14 protein-coding genes are annotated in these 18,068 nt (G+C 44.8%); 10 read left to right on the top strand and 4 right to left on the bottom strand.

Going from position 1 to position 18,068, the window contains the following annotated elements; translation table 11 throughout:
• Positions 1–71 precede the first annotated feature (71 nt).
• Entirely contained in the window at positions 72–692 is a 621-nt protein-coding gene (locus ACX0G9_RS20040; RefSeq protein ID WP_459066736.1) for an SGNH/GDSL hydrolase family protein, read from the top strand.
• An 84-nt stretch (positions 693–776) separates the two neighbouring features.
• Positions 777–1,469, top strand: a complete 693-nt coding sequence (locus ACX0G9_RS20035; RefSeq protein WP_459066735.1) for an SDR family NAD(P)-dependent oxidoreductase — start codon at positions 777–779, stop codon at positions 1,467–1,469.
• A gap of 56 nt (positions 1,470–1,525) precedes the next feature.
• On the opposite strand, the gene ACX0G9_RS20030 is transcribed toward ACX0G9_RS20035, so the two are convergent.
• Positions 1,526–1,831, bottom strand: a complete 306-nt coding sequence (locus ACX0G9_RS20030) for an early set domain-containing protein (RefSeq protein WP_459066734.1) — start codon at positions 1,829–1,831, stop codon at positions 1,526–1,528.
• Between the two features lie 245 nt (positions 1,832–2,076).
• Here ACX0G9_RS20030 and ACX0G9_RS20025 point away from each other — a divergent pair, with 245 nt between their 5' ends.
• The 8 genes from ACX0G9_RS20025 (at position 2,077) to ACX0G9_RS19990 (ending at position 17,125) form a co-directional block, all read left to right on the top strand.
• On the top strand, positions 2,077–2,769 hold the full coding sequence (locus ACX0G9_RS20025) for a response regulator transcription factor (protein ID WP_459066733.1): 693 nt from the start codon (positions 2,077–2,079) through the stop codon (positions 2,767–2,769).
• Positions 2,770–2,877: 108 nt separating this feature from the next.
• Complete coding sequence (locus tag ACX0G9_RS20020) at positions 2,878–4,263, top strand: ATP-binding protein (RefSeq protein ID WP_459066732.1); 1,386 nt, start codon at positions 2,878–2,880, stop codon at positions 4,261–4,263.
• Between the two features lie 163 nt (positions 4,264–4,426).
• Positions 4,427–5,266 carry a universal stress protein gene (locus tag ACX0G9_RS20015; RefSeq protein WP_459066731.1) on the top strand — a complete coding sequence of 280 codons (840 nt, stop codon included), beginning with the start codon at positions 4,427–4,429 and terminating at the stop codon, positions 5,264–5,266.
• A 632-nt stretch (positions 5,267–5,898) separates the two neighbouring features.
• The gene (locus ACX0G9_RS20010) at positions 5,899–7,416 is read left to right on the top strand and encodes an intermediate filament family protein (protein WP_459066730.1); all 1,518 of its coding nucleotides are present in this window, start codon (positions 5,899–5,901) and stop codon (positions 7,414–7,416) included.
• A gap of 29 nt (positions 7,417–7,445) precedes the next feature.
• The gene (locus ACX0G9_RS20005; RefSeq protein WP_459066729.1) at positions 7,446–11,864 is read left to right on the top strand and encodes a DUF5977 domain-containing protein; all 4,419 of its coding nucleotides are present in this window, start codon (positions 7,446–7,448) and stop codon (positions 11,862–11,864) included.
• Positions 11,865–11,905: 41 nt separating this feature from the next.
• Positions 11,906–12,424 (top strand): glutathione peroxidase, encoded by a 519-nt coding sequence (locus ACX0G9_RS20000; protein WP_459066728.1) that lies wholly within the window; start codon positions 11,906–11,908, stop codon positions 12,422–12,424.
• Positions 12,425–12,472: 48 nt separating this feature from the next.
• Entirely contained in the window at positions 12,473–16,750 is a 4,278-nt protein-coding gene (locus ACX0G9_RS19995; RefSeq protein ID WP_459066727.1) for a DUF6443 domain-containing protein, read from the top strand.
• 15 nt (positions 16,751–16,765) lie between these two features.
• On the top strand, positions 16,766–17,125 hold the full coding sequence (locus ACX0G9_RS19990; protein ID WP_459066726.1) for a hypothetical protein: 360 nt from the start codon (positions 16,766–16,768) through the stop codon (positions 17,123–17,125).
• A gap of 8 nt (positions 17,126–17,133) precedes the next feature.
• On the opposite strand, the gene ACX0G9_RS19985 is transcribed toward ACX0G9_RS19990, so the two are convergent.
• From ACX0G9_RS19985 to ACX0G9_RS19975, 3 genes are read right to left on the bottom strand one after another with little or no spacing between them, the layout of a single operon-like run.
• Positions 17,134–17,388: a type II toxin-antitoxin system RelE family toxin gene (locus tag ACX0G9_RS19985; RefSeq protein ID WP_459066725.1), complete on the bottom strand. Its 255-nt coding sequence runs from the start codon at positions 17,386–17,388 to the stop codon at positions 17,134–17,136.
• Complete coding sequence (locus ACX0G9_RS19980) at positions 17,385–17,597, bottom strand: hypothetical protein (protein ID WP_459066724.1); 213 nt, start codon at positions 17,595–17,597, stop codon at positions 17,385–17,387. The genes ACX0G9_RS19985 and ACX0G9_RS19980 overlap by 4 nt, the downstream gene beginning before the upstream one ends.
• A gap of 4 nt (positions 17,598–17,601) precedes the next feature.
• Positions 17,602–17,937 (bottom strand): helix-turn-helix domain-containing protein, encoded by a 336-nt coding sequence (locus ACX0G9_RS19975; RefSeq protein ID WP_459066723.1) that lies wholly within the window; start codon positions 17,935–17,937, stop codon positions 17,602–17,604.
• Positions 17,938–18,068 lie beyond the last annotated feature (131 nt).

The following is an 18,068-nucleotide window of genomic DNA, read 5'->3' as shown; positions in this document are numbered from 1 at the left end:
TACCCGGGAATTGTATGAAATCTCTTTCACGATCTGTCTGTCTGCTTCTTTTTATTATAATAGCGTCTTCTATGGCCTATCAAAAGCCTGTTCGCGTGATTTTTTTCGGTGACTCGATAACCCAGGCAGGTGCGAATCCGGGCGGTTTTATTGTAAAAATGACGGATGATCTCAAACAAAAAGGCCTTAACTCGCAATTCGAATTGATCGGCGCGGGTATCGGAGGCAATAAAATATATGATCTTTATCTGCGCATGGAAGAGGATGTGCTGGCGCAGAAGCCGGATGTGGTGGTGATTTGGGTGGGGGTAAACGATGTTTGGCACAAACAGAGTTTCGGTACGGGAACGGATCCGGATAAATTTGAAAAATTCTACACCGCCATCATTAATAAACTGCGGGACAAGAATATCCGGGTTATCCTTTGTACCCCTGCAGTGATCGGCGAAAAGACGGACTTTACCAATCAGCTGGATGGGGATCTTAACGCTTATTCCCAGATCATACGCAATATTGCCCAGAAGAACCATAGCGGACTGGTAGATATGCGCGAACTTTTTCATAATTACGAATTGAAGAATAACCCGGGCAACAACACAAAAGGCATTCTTACCGCAGACGGCGTTCATTTGAATGATGCAGGCAACAAATTGGTAGCGGATAAAATGATGGAAGCTTTGCAGAGTAAATAGGCCCACCCCCCAACCCCCTGAAGGGGGAGTATAAAAGGCGTTGCTTTTTGTGAGAAATTCACTTAATCCTTCAAATCAATTCAAATGTCCAAACTCATTATTATAACCGGTGCGAATGGCAACCTGGGTTCTGCTACCGTTAAAAAATTCCTGGACCAGGGATATAAGGTGATTGCCGTAGATCATTCGGGTGAGCACCTGGAATTTGCCAGGACGAATCCGGATTTTGAATTGAAGCAGGTAGATCTGTCCGATGAAAAAGCTACGGAAGCTTTTGTGCAGGAAGTTATTGGCCGTTATGGGAAGGTCGATGGGGCATTGTTGCTGGTAGGTGGTTTTGCCATGGGCGATATTGCCGCAACGGATGGAGCGGCGCTGAAAAAAATGTATTCCCTGAACTTTGAAACAGCTTATTTTTTAGCCCGTCCCTTGTTCCAACAGATGCTGAAGCAGGATTACGGCCGCCTGGTATTTATGGGCGCCCGACCTGCTGTAAAGGCGGAACAGGGAAAAGGGGTGATTGCCTATTCTTTGACCAAGGCTATGCTTTTTCACCTGGCCGAATTGCTGAATGCATCGGCAAAAGGAAAGAATGTCGTGGCTTCAGTAGTGGCTCCGAGCACGATCGATACGGCCCTGAACAGACAGAGTATGCCGGATGCCGATCCGGCCACCTGGGTGAAACCGGAACAGATTGCCGATGTGCTGGAATTTATTTGCAGTGAAAAAGGATCCCCCTTGCGGGAATCCGTATATAAGGTTTATAACAATAGTTAAGTGCCCGGAATAATTAAGTGCTTAGAAAAATTGGTGATGAAAGAACGCTCAAAAGCTCAGACGGTCAGCACGCTGTTCCATCCCGTTACGCCATCCGGTTCGCGCAAAGGATTCTCGATATCTTCCATCCACATTTTATCGTCGATGAAGAACTTATAATAATATTTGCCGCTGGGTAACATGGGGATCTCTACCTTCCAGCAGCCGTCTTTTGCCTGGTGCAATAACAATTCATCATGCGCCCAATGATTGAAGGTCCCTGCCAGCGAGATATGAGAGGCGGCAGTGGGAGTAAGGTGGTGAATGTAAAATTCGATTGTTTTTTTCCGCTTATTGATATACGGCGACTCATGCATTTTCATAGTCTTATTTTTTTAGATTTTAAGGTTGTTTTGGCTGGCCTGATAGAAACAGGCTGTATACTACGATATAGAGATTTAGGCAGGCAGTCAGGTAAAAGTTACGATTTTTTTCATCATCTTGCGGGAAGAACGTTTATTTTTTTGCTAAAACGGTTTAATGGCTTTAATGCTTTTTTAATAGAGTATTAATGTCTTAAACCCCATGGATTGGATATATTGGGCTTGATTCACAAAGCGGTTCCCATATGGCAGATACAAAGATATTATTGGTAGAAGATGAGCGGAAGATAGCAGAAACCCTCAGAAAGGGATTGTCGGAGCACCATTACGAGGTGGATGTGGCTTATGACGGGATGGCGGGCAAAAAGCTGTTTGACCTCAACAGGTACGATCTGGCTATCTTGGACATTAATCTCCCGTTAATGAATGGTTATGAACTGGCGCGGTATATCCGGGGGGTTAATGAAGAAATACTGGTGATCATGCTGACGGCCATGAATACGACCGAGGATAAGATCGAGGGATTCGAGGCGGGGGCGGATGATTATATTGTAAAACCCTTCGATTTCCTGGAATTGCTGGTCCGTATCCGGGCATTGTTGAAGCGGCTTCATCACCAGCCGGGTGCCGGGTCCAATATGTTGAAAGTGGGCGATCTGGTCATGAACCTGGATAGCAAGGAAGTGGCCAGGGAGGGTAGGGTTATTCCACTGACTGCAAAGGAGTTTCAATTGCTGGAGTACCTAATACGTAATAAAAATAAGGTGGTATCCCGGATCGATATAGCCATGAATGTCTGGGATATAGATTTTGACACCAAGACCAACGTGATAGACGTATATGTCAACTTTCTGCGTAAAAAAATAGAAAAAGATTTTTCTTCCAAACTTATTTATACCCAGGTGGGCATGGGATATGTGTTAAAAGAAACCCCCTGACAATAAACCTGGTTAACCGGCTTATTTAAGCGCATATTAAACCGTAATGGAATCCCTTATTAAACCCTTATTAAATCCTTATTAAACCCTTGATTAAACCCAGTTGATTTGAAGATCCGGTACAAAATAATGCTGTTGTTCATCCTGCTGGTAACAGCTATCATTTCCATACTGGAATATTCCATTCATTATGTGGCCACCCTGGAAAGAAGGGATGTATTTAACAAACGGCTCAAGGCCAGGGCGAATTACAATACCCAATTATATGCCTTGATGGGGGATAGCGGTCTTTCGCTGTTACGAAGGATGGACACCACTTCCACAGTAGGGCTTTTGCCTTCCCGCAGTATATGCATCTATTCGGAGGAGGGCAAGGTATTGTATCAGTTCGATATGCCGGGAACGATACATATTTCCGTATCACCCGAGGTTCTGCAGGAAGTCAAACTGAAAGGGGAGAAATATTTTAATATAGACAACAGGGATGCCATTGCCTTACAAAGAATGACCAGCGGCCGACAATTTGTAGTGGTTGTTGCCGGGCATGATGACGATGGCCTGGAAAGGTTGGAAAGACTGAATAAGATCCTGCTCTTCAGTTTAGTCGCTGGCGTAGTACTTACCGCACTTGTCAGCTATCTGTTCACGGGTCAGTTATTGAAACCGGTGGCGCAGATCATCCATGAGGTGAAGGAGATTTCCTCCTACAATCTTTCCCACCGGATCCGTGCGGGTACCGGCCAGGATGAGCTGAGCCAATTGGGCAATACATTTAACGACTTATTGGGCCGTTTGCAGGAATCTTTTGCCATCCAGCGGCGGTTTATCTCCAATGCCTCACACGAGCTATCTACTCCCCTTACATCGGTTTCCAGCCAGGTGGAGGTAGCCCTGCAGAAGGAGAGAGAAGTGCCGGAATATAAGCAGGTTTTATACTCGATCCGGGAGGATGTGCAGCAAATGGTACAATTGACCAAGAGTTTGCTGGAGATAGCCAAGACTGGTTCCCAGGGTGGAATTGAATTGAATGAAATAAGGGTGGATGAAGTATTGCTGAAAGTAACGGCCGATGTCAAAAAACTCAATATCGATTACCGGGTGGAATTGAATTTTGGAGAATTTCCGGAAGACGAAAAGGATTTTGTGGTTTTCGGCAATAATGAATTGCTCTATATCGCCATCAAAAATATCGTGGAGAACGGATGTAAATATTCGCCGGACAGAAGGTCCGTAGTAGATCTTTCCTTTGTCAACCACAAGGTGATGGTTCAGGTGGTGAATAAAGGGGATGTGATCGCTTCAGAAGAAATACAGGAGATCTTTCAGCCTTTTTATCGCGGAGCGGGAACGGGCAATTCCAGGGGTTTTGGCCTGGGCCTTGCACTGGCTCAACGGATCGTTGCTATTCATAAGGGGATCATCCTGGTGGAATCGGATGTGAACCAGGGAACAAATTTCACCATCGAGCTGCCTTCCATAAAAATCTTCAATTGATCTTGTCTATTGATCTTGTCCGAATTTGACCCGTTTATCCGTCAAAAACGACGGCTGCCATTTTAATTTGCCGTTTGCCCCTTACTTTTAATTTATTTTTAATTCGTGTTTAATGCCTGTTTAATAAGGATTTTGCAGCTTTGAATAAAGCAGATCGGTCCTTATGAAAAAGCTTTTTACGAACATATTGGTTCCCGTCGATCTGGCAAAAGATGCCGATACTTCCATACGTGAGGCGATCGGAATTGCCGACCAGCTTAAATGCCATATTCATTTCCTCCATCTTGTTCAGGAAAACGGAGAAATGGATGACTCCGTGTTCAATTACCTGAAAACAGATATTCTAGAGCGTTATAAAGAACGGCTCCACCCATCTTTATCGATAACGATCACCCGCCAGCAGGGGGCACCGGAAAAAAATATCATCGAATATTATAACCGGAATATGATCGATCTGATCCTCTTGTGCCAGGCGAGAAAAACTTTTCCTTTCTTTTTTAATAAGTCAGTTCCTGTAGATCTTAACCGGCTGATAAAAAAGGTTAGTTGCCCTGTACTGACCATCTACGGCCATCCTGTAATTCCTTTTATGAAGAATATCGTTTTGCCGGTAGGCGATCTTTTGCCCAGGCAGAAATTGTTATTCGCCACCTATCTGGCCAAACTTTCTCATTCGACCATCCATCTCATATCAACGCGGTCTACCGGAGAAAAGTCCCAGGGTTCCCATGCTGAAGTCAGGGAGAGCCTGTATAAATCCTATCGATTGCTGCGGGATAATACCGATCTGCCTGTCGAATGCCTGGCTGTGCCGGGAAACAATCTGGCAGAGGTAACCTGGGACTATGCAAAAAAAATAAATGCAGATCTTATCCTGGTCTATCCCGGAAAGGAATCCCTGTTGTCAGGTTTTCTCAACGGGCTGCGCTCCCGTTATCTCAATGGAACCTGGTCCCGCTCTCTGTTCAATTTGTCCAGCATTCCCGTGATGACGGTATCGTGAAATTTATTTTATTCCTGGAGATTTAAAAAAAACATTTACTTTCGATCCATCGTTCTCAACCTATTCTCCTTGGTCCTGCCGGACATCGCTGCCTAAAAAGCATACTATCCTTTTTGTTGATTATCTGTAAATGAACAATTTTTTAATTTTTTCCAGGCATCAAACTGGCGATGTACAACGGCCATCAATGTACATATTCTTTTTCTCCGCCATTTTTTTAAGAGAGACGGAAAATTGTTGATCCCTCCGTACTCAAATGAAGTACAGCGCCTTTTTGAGTATCTCAAAAGGTTGCTTTGATTGCCCGGGGAGATTAAATAATAAGAAGGGGTTTCAAAGAGCGCAATAAAAAAATGGAAAAGTTTTTTTTGGAAGATTAAAAAAAAATTCTACATTCATTATACTGTAGCTCCATGAATTCCTTAGAAATCATTACACCTTAACCCTTAAGTAGCCTCTCTCATGAACCCAAACCTAATTCGAGCAAACGGCCGTTATATGGCCCGTCCTTCTACACCTTTTTTCTTGTGTCCGAGCTGACATCCTTCTTTCTTCAACGCGTGTTCAACGCCTGATTTATCCTTGCTGTAAGTAATCAAGCTGATTCAAATCGTATCGGTAATGCTATACCTATGCTAAAAAGAATAACCATTTGCCTGTTTATCGGGCAACTGCTTTGTGTGGAGATTTCCTATGGACAATCCGTGGAATCCGGACCATCCGGGCAGGCTGCTTCGCCTACCTCAAGGGATGAATCCGTATCGGGAAAGGTATTCCGTTTTCCTTCCAGGCTATTGGACAGGATACAGCATAAGACGGCGGATCTGAACCAACAGCTTATCCGGCAAACGGAAAAATACCTGGAGCAAATGACGCGTCGCGAAGAACGGATCCGGAAGAAATTATACCGGATCGATTCGACGGGGACCAAAAATTTGTTTGCCCATTCATCGGAACAATATGCGGCACTGGCGCAAAAATTGAAGACGGATACCGGCAGCCGGTCGGCATCCCCCAGCGGAGAGTATCAGCCTCATACGGATTCCTTATGCAGCACGCTTGGTTTTCTGCAAGCGAACCCGCAGTTGCTGCAAGCTTCGGCGGTTGCGTCGGTAAATCCGCAGTTGCAACGTTCGGCAGCTGAGCTGCAAGCCCTACAGGCCAAACTACAGGATGCCGATCAGATCAAACAATATATCCGGGATCGCAAAGAACAGATCTCACAATATCTCAGCCGTTATAATAATCCGCCCGCTAGCCTCACCAAAGAGATGCAGGGGATGAATCAGAGTTTATTTTATTACTCGCAGCAGGTCCGCGAATACCGCGAGCTGTTGAATTCTCCCGATGCCCTTGAACAAAAGGCATTGACCTATCTGAATCAATTTCCTGCCTTTCAGGCCTTCCTGAAGAAAAATGGAGCGCTCGCCGGTTTATTCGGTTTACCATCCGGATATGGTGATCCCCAGGGACTCGTTGGTTTGCAAACCCGTGATCAGATCAGCCAGCTTATCCAGAGCCAGGTGTCAGCAGGCGGAGCAGGAGGTGCTGCCGCCCTGCAGGCTAACCTGCAATCGGCGCAAGGGCAGCTGGATGGTTATAAGGATAAACTCAACAAACTGGGTGAGGGCAGCGGGGATATGGATATGCCCAATTTCAAACCTAATGATCAGAAGATCAAGACATTATGGAAACGTTTGGAATATGGAACGACCTTCCAGACGAGCCGGAATAACCAGTACTATCCGACGGTGGCGGATCTGGGCCTTTCGGTCGGGTATCGACTTGGACATGGTAATAGTGCAGGTATTGGTGCTAGTTATAAGGTAGGTCTGGGTAATGGATGGAATCATATGGCCTTCTCGTCTAACGGCCTTGGTCTCAGAAGTTTTATTGACATAAAAATAAAAGCAAGCTTTTTCATCAGCGGCGGATTCGAATACAATTATACGACTCCCTTTTCATCGGTGCAGCAATTACGGAACATGGATAGCTGGACGCGGTCAGGGCTTATTGGAGTGAGTAAAACGGTTTCAGTCAAGAGCCGGGTGTTTAAGAAGACGAAGCTGAGTTTACTGTGGGATATGCTAAGTTATTCGCAAAGACCGCAGACACAGCCGATTGTATTTAGGGTTGGGTATGGGTTTTAATTCTCGAAATAATCATTCGAAATAATATCATGAAGAATCTTTTTTTTCAACTTCTAATCGTATCGACAGGAACCCTTTTCTCAGGCCATTCCTTCGGACAGGCAGATCCAAATTTTGACAATGCAGCCCCTCCAACGATTATTCCGCCCTCACCGGTAGCCGCTGCTTTGTTCCATGATATTAATGTTCCGATCAACTATTATATTGGGGCACAACAAACCAGTATTCCCCTGCATACGGTTAAAATTGGTTCGCTTCAAATGCCAATCAGCATTAATTACAGAGCAACCGGGATCAAAGTGGAGGAAGATGCGGGCTGGACAGGTCTGGAATGGGATCTGGTGGCAGCTGGTGCAATTGGGCGGTCGATTGTTGGCAAACCCGATGAAAATACCCTGAATGACGGAGGCGCAGGGTACCGGGCAAGTGCCACTTATTTCGGGATGCCGGACCCCACTCCGGATGGCTTGGGTACTTCCAATTGGTTGGCCAATCTGACTACCTGTAACTTATATAACCTGGCATTGGGTAAAAACTATGATTTGATGCCCGACAACTATTTTATAAATTTTTGCGGCAATTCCGCCAAATTAGTTTTTGATAAGAATGCCAAACCCTACTTTTCTCCTTTTAAAGCCTGGAAGTTAACCGGAAATGAAACTTCCGGTTTTACAGTCGTTACAGAAGAAGGAACAATCTACACGTTTAATCTTACGGAATATTCCACCAATACCGTCGAAACTCTTCCCGGAGACGATCATACTACACCCATATCCGGGAATACCAGTTGGTATCTGACAAAGGTGATCTCCGCAAACAGAACGGATACTATTAGCATTTCGTATAAATCAGTGAGCTATACGCCGATATCTTATAATCCCACCGAATCCTACTCTATACCGGTTTATGGTCAAACGGCTCCTTACTGTGGGGGAACGCCAACGATTAATAGTACCAAGACCTATTATACCCATAGTATTGCAGGGTATATCATTCAAAGTATAACCACCCGTAATCAACGGGTTGATTTTATTACGAATGCGAATAGAAGTGATATTCCCGATTTCTCTTCGGGTATGCCTTATAAACTTGATAGCCTGAAGATCTATGCCACCTCACCGGGTAATCCGGATCAATTGATCAAAAAGTATATCTTCCAGTATGACTATTACAATAATACCAGCACGGATGCCATAAGTAAACGTCTGCGTCTTTTATCCTTTAGTGAATCGGATTCTGTAAACGATGCCGGGCAGGTCTACCGGTTCTCCTATAACTCCAATACCCTGCCAGATAAAAATTCCAAAGGCCAGGATCAGTGGGGCTATTCTAACGGGATAAACAACAATACAACGCTGATTCCCACTTATACGGACCAAAATAATGGTATAATTACCTATCTGGGGGATCGCACTATAGCTCCTGGAGCGGCAGGTAACGGCCTTTTGCAACAAATCCAATACCCCACCGGGGGGACTACTTCATTTGAATATGAATGCAACCGTTCTGGAAAATCGGATTCCTTAACCGGGGTAAATACTATTTATGCGACTACCTCTGCGAACGGTTCGACAGATCTTACTCCCAGTTCTGTAACCTTTTCCGTGCCTTATGAGCAATTTGTGAATGTCGAAGTGATCGTAGATGAAGGGCCCGCCTTGATTGGAGAAGCCTATATGTCCCTGGTGCAGACCGGCACCACCCCTGTAACTATTTTATTTGGACAGGCCATAGGTTATACTACCACCCGAGTTCATTTATTTCCCGGATATGTGTATAAGATAACGGCTACGAAATCTTCCACCAATGCCTATGGAAGGATCAATCTCCCCTGGCAATATCATTCTTTTAATCCCGCTATTGGAAACCCGATCGGCGGTGCAAGGATAAAAAGAATGGTCCAGTCAGATGGAACTACTTCCATCGTGAAGAGATTTATCTATCAGACGGACTCCTCCACTTCATCCGGTCATTCGTTAGGTTCCGCGGTCTATTCTTCCTATGAATATTCTCCTCAGATATGCAATTATGCCAAGTATGGAGATTGGCAATATTTTACCCAGCATTCTGTTTCGGCGGTCGATATCGGACGAACCCAAGGTGGAGATATTGGCTACTCCAAAGTAACTATATTGTATGGCGATAATGGGGAAAATGGAAAGGAGGAACTTTATTACAATTTTGTAGATGATATAGGTGGAGGTAGTTATCCATATGCTCCTGTAAACAGCAGAGATGATCTTAGAGGTTTGCTGCTTCAAAGGGTCGCTTATAAGAGTGATGGAACTATCGCTCAGCGGACCACCAACTCCTATCTTATAAATGACCAGGCGGGAAACCCGAATTATCGTCAGGTCTTTGGATGTAAAGCTGGAATTAACCGAAGAAGTATTACGTTCGATGCAAATACCTGCCCGGCAGGATTGGGATGGAGTCTGAACAGTAAACTCTACAGCATTTATCAATATTGGCCAACCTTGTCGACCACCAAGGAAGAAACGTTTAGCTCCACGAACCAGGATTCAGTAAGCACTACCGCCTATTTTAATTATGACAGCACTAACCTCCAGATTACTAAAAAATCTCTTTTGTCCAGTAAGGGAGATTCGTTAATTACTCTGTTTAAATATCCTAAAAACTTTTCCGGTACGGCGGTATATGATTCACTGATTTCCCGTAATACCATCATACCCGTGGTAGAGGCCGATGAATATAGGAATGGCAACCTGACCGCAAAAAAACTGACCAATTTTGCCTTTTTCAACCGACCGGTTACCAATCTGATCGTTCCGGCTAATATACAGATTCAGATTGGGAGTAATGCCCTTGAAAATCGTCTTCAATTCAATAAATACGATGTCCGCGGTAACCTGATCTCGCAAAATAAAACCAACGATGTACAGCATATTTATTTATATGGATACCAGGGAGTATATCCGGTTGCCGAAGTGATCAATTCGGATTCTGCTTCTGTTGCTTATACCTCTTTTGAAGATGGCACCAAGGACACGTGGATAGTCACCGGAGGGATAGTGAACCTGGCAGATGGAATTACCGGTAGCAAATCTTATATTTTGTCAACCGGCAACACAATTTCCAGATCGGGACTGAGCGCGTCCCGGAATTATATCCTGACCTATTGGGCAAAGGGTGGGTCGCTGACCATTGGTAGTACTACTGCTGTTAGCGGAATGGTTAAGAATGGCTGGACTTTTTACCAACATACTCTTCCTGCTGCAAGTACCTCCGTAACGATAACAGGCGCGGGAATAACGCTCGATGAATTGCGTCTGTACCCTGCCGATGCCCAGATGAACACTTATACATACAACTCTCTTATTGGAATGAGTTCGAGCTGTTCTGCAGCTAACCAAATAACTTATTATGAATATGATGGTTTAAGCCGGTTATTGCGTATTCGGGACGCAGATAAATATATTCTTAAACAGTATGATTATCAATACCAGGTCCCTTCCCGGTTTTTTAGTGCTTCGAAAAGCGGTTCATTTACCAGAAGCAATTGTACAGCAGGAGGCACTTCTTCAAGCGTAACCTTTACCATTCCTGCGGGAGCCTATTCCTCAGGCATTAATCAGGCAGATGCAGACGCGAAGGCTGCCACTGCCTTGGCAGCGGGTGGGCCAGGTTATGCGAATGCAAACGGCACCTGTACTTTTTATAATACAGTTCAGAGCGGGAATTTTACCCGGTCGAATTGTGCAGCAGGGGGAACACCTTCCACGGTAACTTATACCATTGCCGCCGGAGCCTATAGCTCAACAGTGGATCAGCCAACGGCAAATGGGTTAGCCTCAGCTGCTGTTACTGCGGGTGGTCCTGCTTATGCCAATACAAATGGCACCTGCACCTTTTATAATACAGTCCAGGGCGGAACCTACACGCGTAATAATTGCGGTACCGGCGGGGTAGGAGGAACGGTAACCTATACTGTGCCGGCAAATACCTATAGTTCAACCAACAGCCAGGCTGCAGCGGATGCATTGGCGCTCACCGCTGCCAATACCACCGGGCAGGCCAATGCCAACGCGAACGCTATTTGCACATATTATAACACGGCCCAGAGCGGAACCTATACCCGGAATAATTGCACCTGCCAATACACCGGTAGTGCTGTTGTTTATACCGTTGCGGCCAATTCCTATAGTTCAACAGTAGACCTTCCTTCAGCCAACACGTTAGCGATCAATGCCGTTACCGCTGGAGGACAAGCCTATGCGAATACTAACGGCAGCTGTACGACGACTTGTACCGGAACTAACCACAAAATAATCAGCTGCGCCTGTCAGACCGGTACTTATCAAATGATCTCCCAGGTAGAGACGGGCACCGGCGTGAATCTGAAATGTGTGACCAAATGGGGGTATTTCTTCACCGATGGAACCTATACCCTGGATCATACAGACACGGTCGGGGGGCATTGTCCATGATAGATGAATAGTTAAATAAAAAAATAGTTAAATAGTTACTTATGTATACTTTTCTTTTTTCTCTGCTAAGTCTTTTTTCCCTTACTGATATCTATAGTATTTCCATTCCTTCCCTTGGAGGCGGAGCGCCGATCCATTTGAATGCTTACCGGGGAAAAAAGATATTGATCGTCAATACCGCCTCTTCGGGTCTTTTTACTAAACAATATGGGAGCCTTGAACAATTATACCAACAGTATAAAGACAGCCTGGTAGTAATCGCCTGTCCAAGCAATGATTTTAATAATGAGACTGGAAGTGAACAGGATATCCAAAATTTGGTCACCAGCACATACCCTGTTCATTTTTTGCTCGCAGGGAAAATAACCGTGACGGGAGCTGGTCAATCACCCTTGTATCAATGGCTGGTGACGGGCAGTCAGAATGGGGGGATGAGCAGTACGGTAATGGGGGATTTTCAGAAATACCTGATTGCGGCAGATGGTCATCTGATTGGTTTGTTTGCCGGCGCGGTGGACCCGATGAACGATGATATTCAACAGGCGATTCAACAGCAATAAATTATTATTTCAACCGTCAGGTTCTAATATGCATAACACTTCACGACTATGAATTGTAAACAAGTTTTCCCATTCTTTTTCCTCCTGTTTTCCCTGTTGGTTACGAGGGGGGATTTGCATGCGCAGATTCAAACACCGGCGGCTTATCCCAATACCACGCTGGTTAATTATGTGCGGGCATGGGAAGCCCTTGCCCCAGAACAAAATCCGGTCACCCTGGTGACACGGCCGGTAAGGGATGTGCAACAGACAACGCAATATTTTGATGGATTAGGAAGACCCTTACAGACCGTAACCAAACAGGCCAGCCCCTTTCTACAGGATGTTGTCACGGCTACCGTTTATGATGCCTATGGTAGGGAACAGATTAAATATATGCCTTTCATATCCAAATCGGCTCAAGGGGGAGATGTTACAGATGACGGCAGTTTTAAACTGGATCCTTTTCAGCAGGATTCTGTATTTAGCAAAGGGCAATATCCCGGTGAAACGTACTATTATTCGCAGACCGGTTTTGAAGCCTCTCCCCTCAACAGACCCATTACTGCCTATGCTCCGGGAAACAGTTGGGTGGGGGCCAACCGGGGAACAGGCATGCAATATCTCGTCAATTCCCTTAGCGATAGTGTTCAGATATGGAATATATCATTAACGGCCGGATCTTTACCTGTAAGTGCAGGTGTATATCCGGCGGGAAGGTTATTCAAGAACGTGACCGCTGATGAGCAAAGCCACCAGGTGGTGGAATACAAGGACAAGGAAGGGCATGTAATCTTAAAAAAGGTACAAGTGGCTGCTTCTCCCGGTACGGCTCATGTTGGATGGCTCAACACCTATTACGTATATGACGATCTGGATAATCTTCGTTTTGTATTGCAGCCCAGAGCGGTGGAATTGATCAATACGACAGCCACTCATTGGGTTATCAGTCAATCCATTGCCGATGAACTCTGTTTCCGGTACGAATATGATTACCGTAAGAGAATGATAATAAAAAAAGTGCCCGGAGCCGGAGAAGTCTGGCTGATCTATGATCAATGGGACAGGCAGGTCTTATCACAGGATCCCAATCTTCGGGCACAGAATAAATGGCTGTTTACCAAATACGATACGATTAACCGGCCTATCGTAATTGGATTTTATACGGATGCGACGCGTAATACCCAAGCTTTGATGCAGGCCTATGTGACCACCCAAAACATGGGGCGCGCAGAAACCTTCAGCAACCAGGTCTTTCCGATGTATTCCCTGACCACTACCTTTCCGGCGGCGGTTTCTGCCGATGTAATGACCTATACGTATTATGACGATTATAGCTGGTCACGTATGTATGGGGCTTATGGTAGTAAAGACAATAGTTATGATGCCAATTTTGCCACGGCGCAAAATACGTCCTATCCTTATCCTCAACCCCTGACCCAGTCCGTTGATACGCGGGGAATGGTTACCGGAGTAGCCACTACTTCAGTGATGGGGGGTATCCTGACGGCTACTTATTATGATGACCGCAAACGTGTAATTCAAGTCAAACAATATAACCAGACAGGGGGAATAGATATCAGCACTACCCAGTATGATTTCAGCGGCAAACCCCTGCAGACCTATCTGCGGCATCAAAAACTGGGTAATACGACGCAGACACATACCGTTAGCACGAAAATTACGTATGATCCGGGAGGAAGGCCAAAAGCCATATGGAAAAATATCGATAATGCGGGCAGTGATCAATTGATCGACAGTATAAAATACAATGAATTAGGACAATTGCAGCGTAAAACGCTGGGCAACAATTTGGATAGCCTGGTTTATGACTATAATATACGCGGTTGGCTGACGGGGATCAATAAACAGTATTTAAATACCCCTTCGTCCAACTATTTTGGTATGGAGCTGGCTTATGATAAAACGTCTTCCCAGGCAGGAACGACCACTTATTTAAATCCCGCTTACAATGGCAATATTGCCGGCACGATCTGGAAGAGTGCGGGCGACGGGGTTAACCGGAAATATGATTTTAATTATGACAATGTGAACCGCTTGACGGGGGCGGCATTTTTGCAAAATACCGCTGGCAGTTCCTGGGACAAAAACAAAATCGATTTTAGCGTAGATCTGCTGGGTTATGACGCCAATGGCAACATACTAAGCATGCGGCAAAAGGGTTTTAAAGTGGGTGGTTCTTCTACGATCGATTCCCTGATTTATTCGTACCAGAATACAGGAGCAAGCAATAAACTGACCGGGGTCCTGGACGGTGCCAATGACCAACTTTCAAAGCTGGGGGATTTCAAATACAATCCCACCACCAAAGGGGCTACCGACTACACTTACGACAATGACGGAAATCTGACTGCCGACAAAAACAAGGACATCTCCAGCATCGTCTATAATTACCTGAATCTTCCCACGCAGGTGTATATGAAAGGGAAAGGCTATATCCAGTATACCTATGATAACACGGGCACAAAGCTCCGCAAGGTAACACTGGACAGCCTGACTCGTCGGGCGACAACGACCCTATATATCGGAGGTTTTGTTTACCAGAAAACCGATACGATCACTAGCCCGGGAAGCAGCATTGATACCCTGCAATTCATGGCTCACGAGGAAGGCCGGGCCCGATGGGCTTTTCATAAATATACCACCGGTACAACGGCTTACGGCTGGGAATATGATTTTATGGAAAAGGATCATTTGGGTAATACCAGGGTCCTTCTGAGCCAGCAAAAGGACACGGCCAAATACGTGGCGACGATGGAAGCGGCCTACCGGACTACGGAAAATGCCTTATTCTATAATATTCCACAGACTTCAGTGGCTCGCCCTGTGGCATTAGGATATCCTGTGGATACAAGCATCCCGGGTCCGAACGACAGCGTGGCCAGGGTAAATGGCAGCGGCCAAAAGGTAGGACCGGCTATTATCCTGAAAGTGATGAGCGGGGATGTGGTAGATATCGGGGTGAAGTCTTATTATAACAGCATTACCCCGAGCGATACGAGCAGTTCTTTTAATGATGTCCTGAATTCCCTGGCCGGGGCCATGGTAAATATGACGGGCGGAGCAAAAGGAACCCTTACCCAGTTAAATAATACGGCCGGTCCCTTAGGCGGGGCCTTAAGCTCCTTTGTTACCCAATATGACCAGCCCATAGCGAACAAGCCGATGGCGTATCTGAACTGGATCTTACTGGATAACCAGTTCAATTATGTCACCGGAAACTTCCAAAGCGGGGCCATCCCGGTGAGTACCTATGCTGCCGGAGTATTGGGCACCCTGGCGCAACCGGGAATAACGATGAAAAAGAGCGGATATTTGTATATTTACGTGAGTAATGAATCGAAGGGATGGGATGTGTTCTTTGATAACCTGAGCGTAACGATGCGCAGCGGCCCGATGTTGGAGGAAAATCACTATTATCCGTTTGGGTTGACCATGGCGGGTATATCAGATAAGGCGTTGAAGGCACAATATGCTGAGAATAAGAGTAGATATAATAGAGGTACAGAGCTTCAAAACAAGGAGTTCAGTGATGGGAGCGGCTTAGAGTTATATGCCACCAATTTCAGAAGTTTGGATCCTCAACTTGGGAGATTCTGGCAGATAGATCCCTTGCTTGAAATCAGCGAAGATATTTCTCCGTATGCCTTTGGGGTAGATAATCCCATACTGCACGTTGATCCTATGGGTTTGATGCCCGATAGTCTTCCCCCTGTTACCGTTACGCCTAAAAATAATAATACTAATTCAAGTAAAGGACTGGCGGCTTTATCAGCTTTGACGGTTGGTAGAGCGGCGGTGACTGATCATCCGGTTGCTAGAGCCACTGTAAATACATCCATTAGGTTTGTTTCAGCAGAAGAAGCAAATGTTGCATCTGGGTATAAACAGCCTCCTTACAAGAAGGGGACAACCGTAATGAGATTTAAATCGAGTGTATTAGGAAAATATGTACGCGTGTACAATTCTAAAAACCCGAATTCAAATGCCGTCGGGAGATGGATAGTACAAAGAAGTGAAATAGAGGGATTGAGTCCTACTCAGATAAAGGATAGGTTGGCGTTACCTGAAACTCCTGATCAGATAGCAGACGTTGACGTACCTGCGGGCCAGGAGATGGAATCAAGTGTCGCCGGTGAAAATGAATTTGGGAAAGGCGGTGGAATTCAATTTAAAATTTTAAGTGACTTAGTTAAAAGCTGGTTTAAAAACCCTGGCTCAATACAAACGCCAATACCTGATATTGTTCTGCCAGAGTCTATGTTTAAAACTGGCACCAGAATACCTATAGAAGAAATACCACCTATTGAAGATCTTATACCTTAGCAATAAATTTATCCAATGAATCAGAACAACAATAAATACAGTACGCTCGAAAATATCCTTAAAATCGGTGATTGTGAGATTCCCTTTGAATATCGAATTGACGATGTTGTGGAGGTGTTTGATATGCTGATAGTCATACTAGAGCATTTACAAGGCGTTATTTTTAATGAGAATGTATTTGGTGTGAGTCTTACAGAAAGGAAAATTAAATGGCAAATAGCCGAATTAAAATATGGCGCAGAGGTCAACTGTCCATTTGTAGGTGCCAAATTGCATAATAACCGGATTCATTTAAATAATTGGTGTGATATTTATTTAATAGTCGATCCATTAACAGGAGAAATATTAGAAAGGAGTTTGCCAGCGAAATCATGAACATATCTTTACTCATAGACCTCTCTTCTATGGCCAATGATGAGGACAAATACCGTCAGGATATTATCTTCAATATTGTAGATAACGCGATAGTCACCAATCCGCACTCTGTAGCCGGGGCGGCCTTTGAGTTTTTTGTACCCGTAGGGCCTGGGATTAGACGCCAGCTCCTTTAATGCGGCTACTATTTTAGTGTAATCGGGCGGAGAGATTTTAGAAAGTTGCTTTTGAGCTTGTTTTTCAATGACAACCTGGTACATCATTTTTTCTTTTTACGGGAAACCTCGATCTGTTTTAAGGCCTGGTCTAACGGGACAAACTCCTGTTTGCGACTCATTGCTTTGTCATAGGTCTTAACATCCTCCAGGTCTTCGAGTTCTTCGAGTAATTTATTGTAATCCTTAATGGGCAGGAAAACGCCTACCCGATTACCTTTTGCATCTACGACAAAATTTTCTCTGAGGTGTGTCATAAAATTATTTGGCAAAAGCCTTTTTTGTTTTATTGTAAGTGATGGCCATATCAATAAAATAATAAACCTTGTCTTTATCCTCTGCCGGCAAGGCTTCAATATCCTCGATGCGCTTCATAAGCTTTTTATCCATGACCATGTTCGTCGAGCCTCCAATGAGATAATCAACAGTTACACCGAGTTCATCGGCAATTTTTTTAGCTGTCTCGATAGAGGGCTTAATCTCGTCGCGTTCATACCTGCCAATGATAGGAGCTGAGGTGCCTACCTTTTTAGCCAGATCGTCCTGGGACAGCTTCAACTGCTTGCGGTGCAAGACCACATGTTCTCCAAAAGTCATATAAAAGTGCTTTAAATCCCCTAAAACAAGGGGTTGAAGCAAATTTAAGATACTTATTTATGCTGTACAAACTATAAAAGTTTTGTCCGTTTAAAACCTATCTATTATTTTTGTCACCAATAGGTACTATA

It is taken from the genome of Flavitalea flava, assembly GCF_054461575.1.
Note: the sequence above shows the minus strand (reverse complement) of the source record. Positions and strands in the feature narration are given on the sequence as shown.

Bases quoted from the DNA above. Each gene is read 5' to 3' on its own strand.
- ACX0G9_RS20010 (WP_459066730.1), top strand. From the start codon at position 5,899: ATGCTAAAAAGAATAACCATTTGCCTGTTTATCGGGCAACTGCTTTGT.
- ACX0G9_RS19990 (WP_459066726.1), top strand. From the start codon at position 16,766: ATGAATCAGAACAACAATAAATACAGTACGCTCGAAAATATCCTTAAA.
- ACX0G9_RS20015 (WP_459066731.1), top strand. From the start codon at position 4,427: ATGAAAAAGCTTTTTACGAACATATTGGTTCCCGTCGATCTGGCAAAA.
- ACX0G9_RS20000 (WP_459066728.1), top strand. From the start codon at position 11,906: ATGTATACTTTTCTTTTTTCTCTGCTAAGTCTTTTTTCCCTTACTGAT.
- ACX0G9_RS20005 (WP_459066729.1), top strand. From the start codon at position 7,446: ATGAAGAATCTTTTTTTTCAACTTCTAATCGTATCGACAGGAACCCTT.
- ACX0G9_RS20025 (WP_459066733.1), top strand. From the start codon at position 2,077: ATGGCAGATACAAAGATATTATTGGTAGAAGATGAGCGGAAGATAGCA.
- ACX0G9_RS20030 (WP_459066734.1), bottom strand. From the start codon at position 1,831: ATGAAAATGCATGAGTCGCCGTATATCAATAAGCGGAAAAAAACAATC.
- ACX0G9_RS20040 (WP_459066736.1), top strand. From the start codon at position 72: ATGGCCTATCAAAAGCCTGTTCGCGTGATTTTTTTCGGTGACTCGATA.
- ACX0G9_RS20035 (WP_459066735.1), top strand. From the start codon at position 777: ATGTCCAAACTCATTATTATAACCGGTGCGAATGGCAACCTGGGTTCT.
- ACX0G9_RS19985 (WP_459066725.1), bottom strand. From the start codon at position 17,388: ATGATGTACCAGGTTGTCATTGAAAAACAAGCTCAAAAGCAACTTTCT.
- ACX0G9_RS19980 (WP_459066724.1), bottom strand. From the start codon at position 17,597: ATGACACACCTCAGAGAAAATTTTGTCGTAGATGCAAAAGGTAATCGG.
- ACX0G9_RS19995 (WP_459066727.1), top strand. From the start codon at position 12,473: ATGAATTGTAAACAAGTTTTCCCATTCTTTTTCCTCCTGTTTTCCCTG.
- ACX0G9_RS19975 (WP_459066723.1), bottom strand. From the start codon at position 17,937: ATGACTTTTGGAGAACATGTGGTCTTGCACCGCAAGCAGTTGAAGCTG.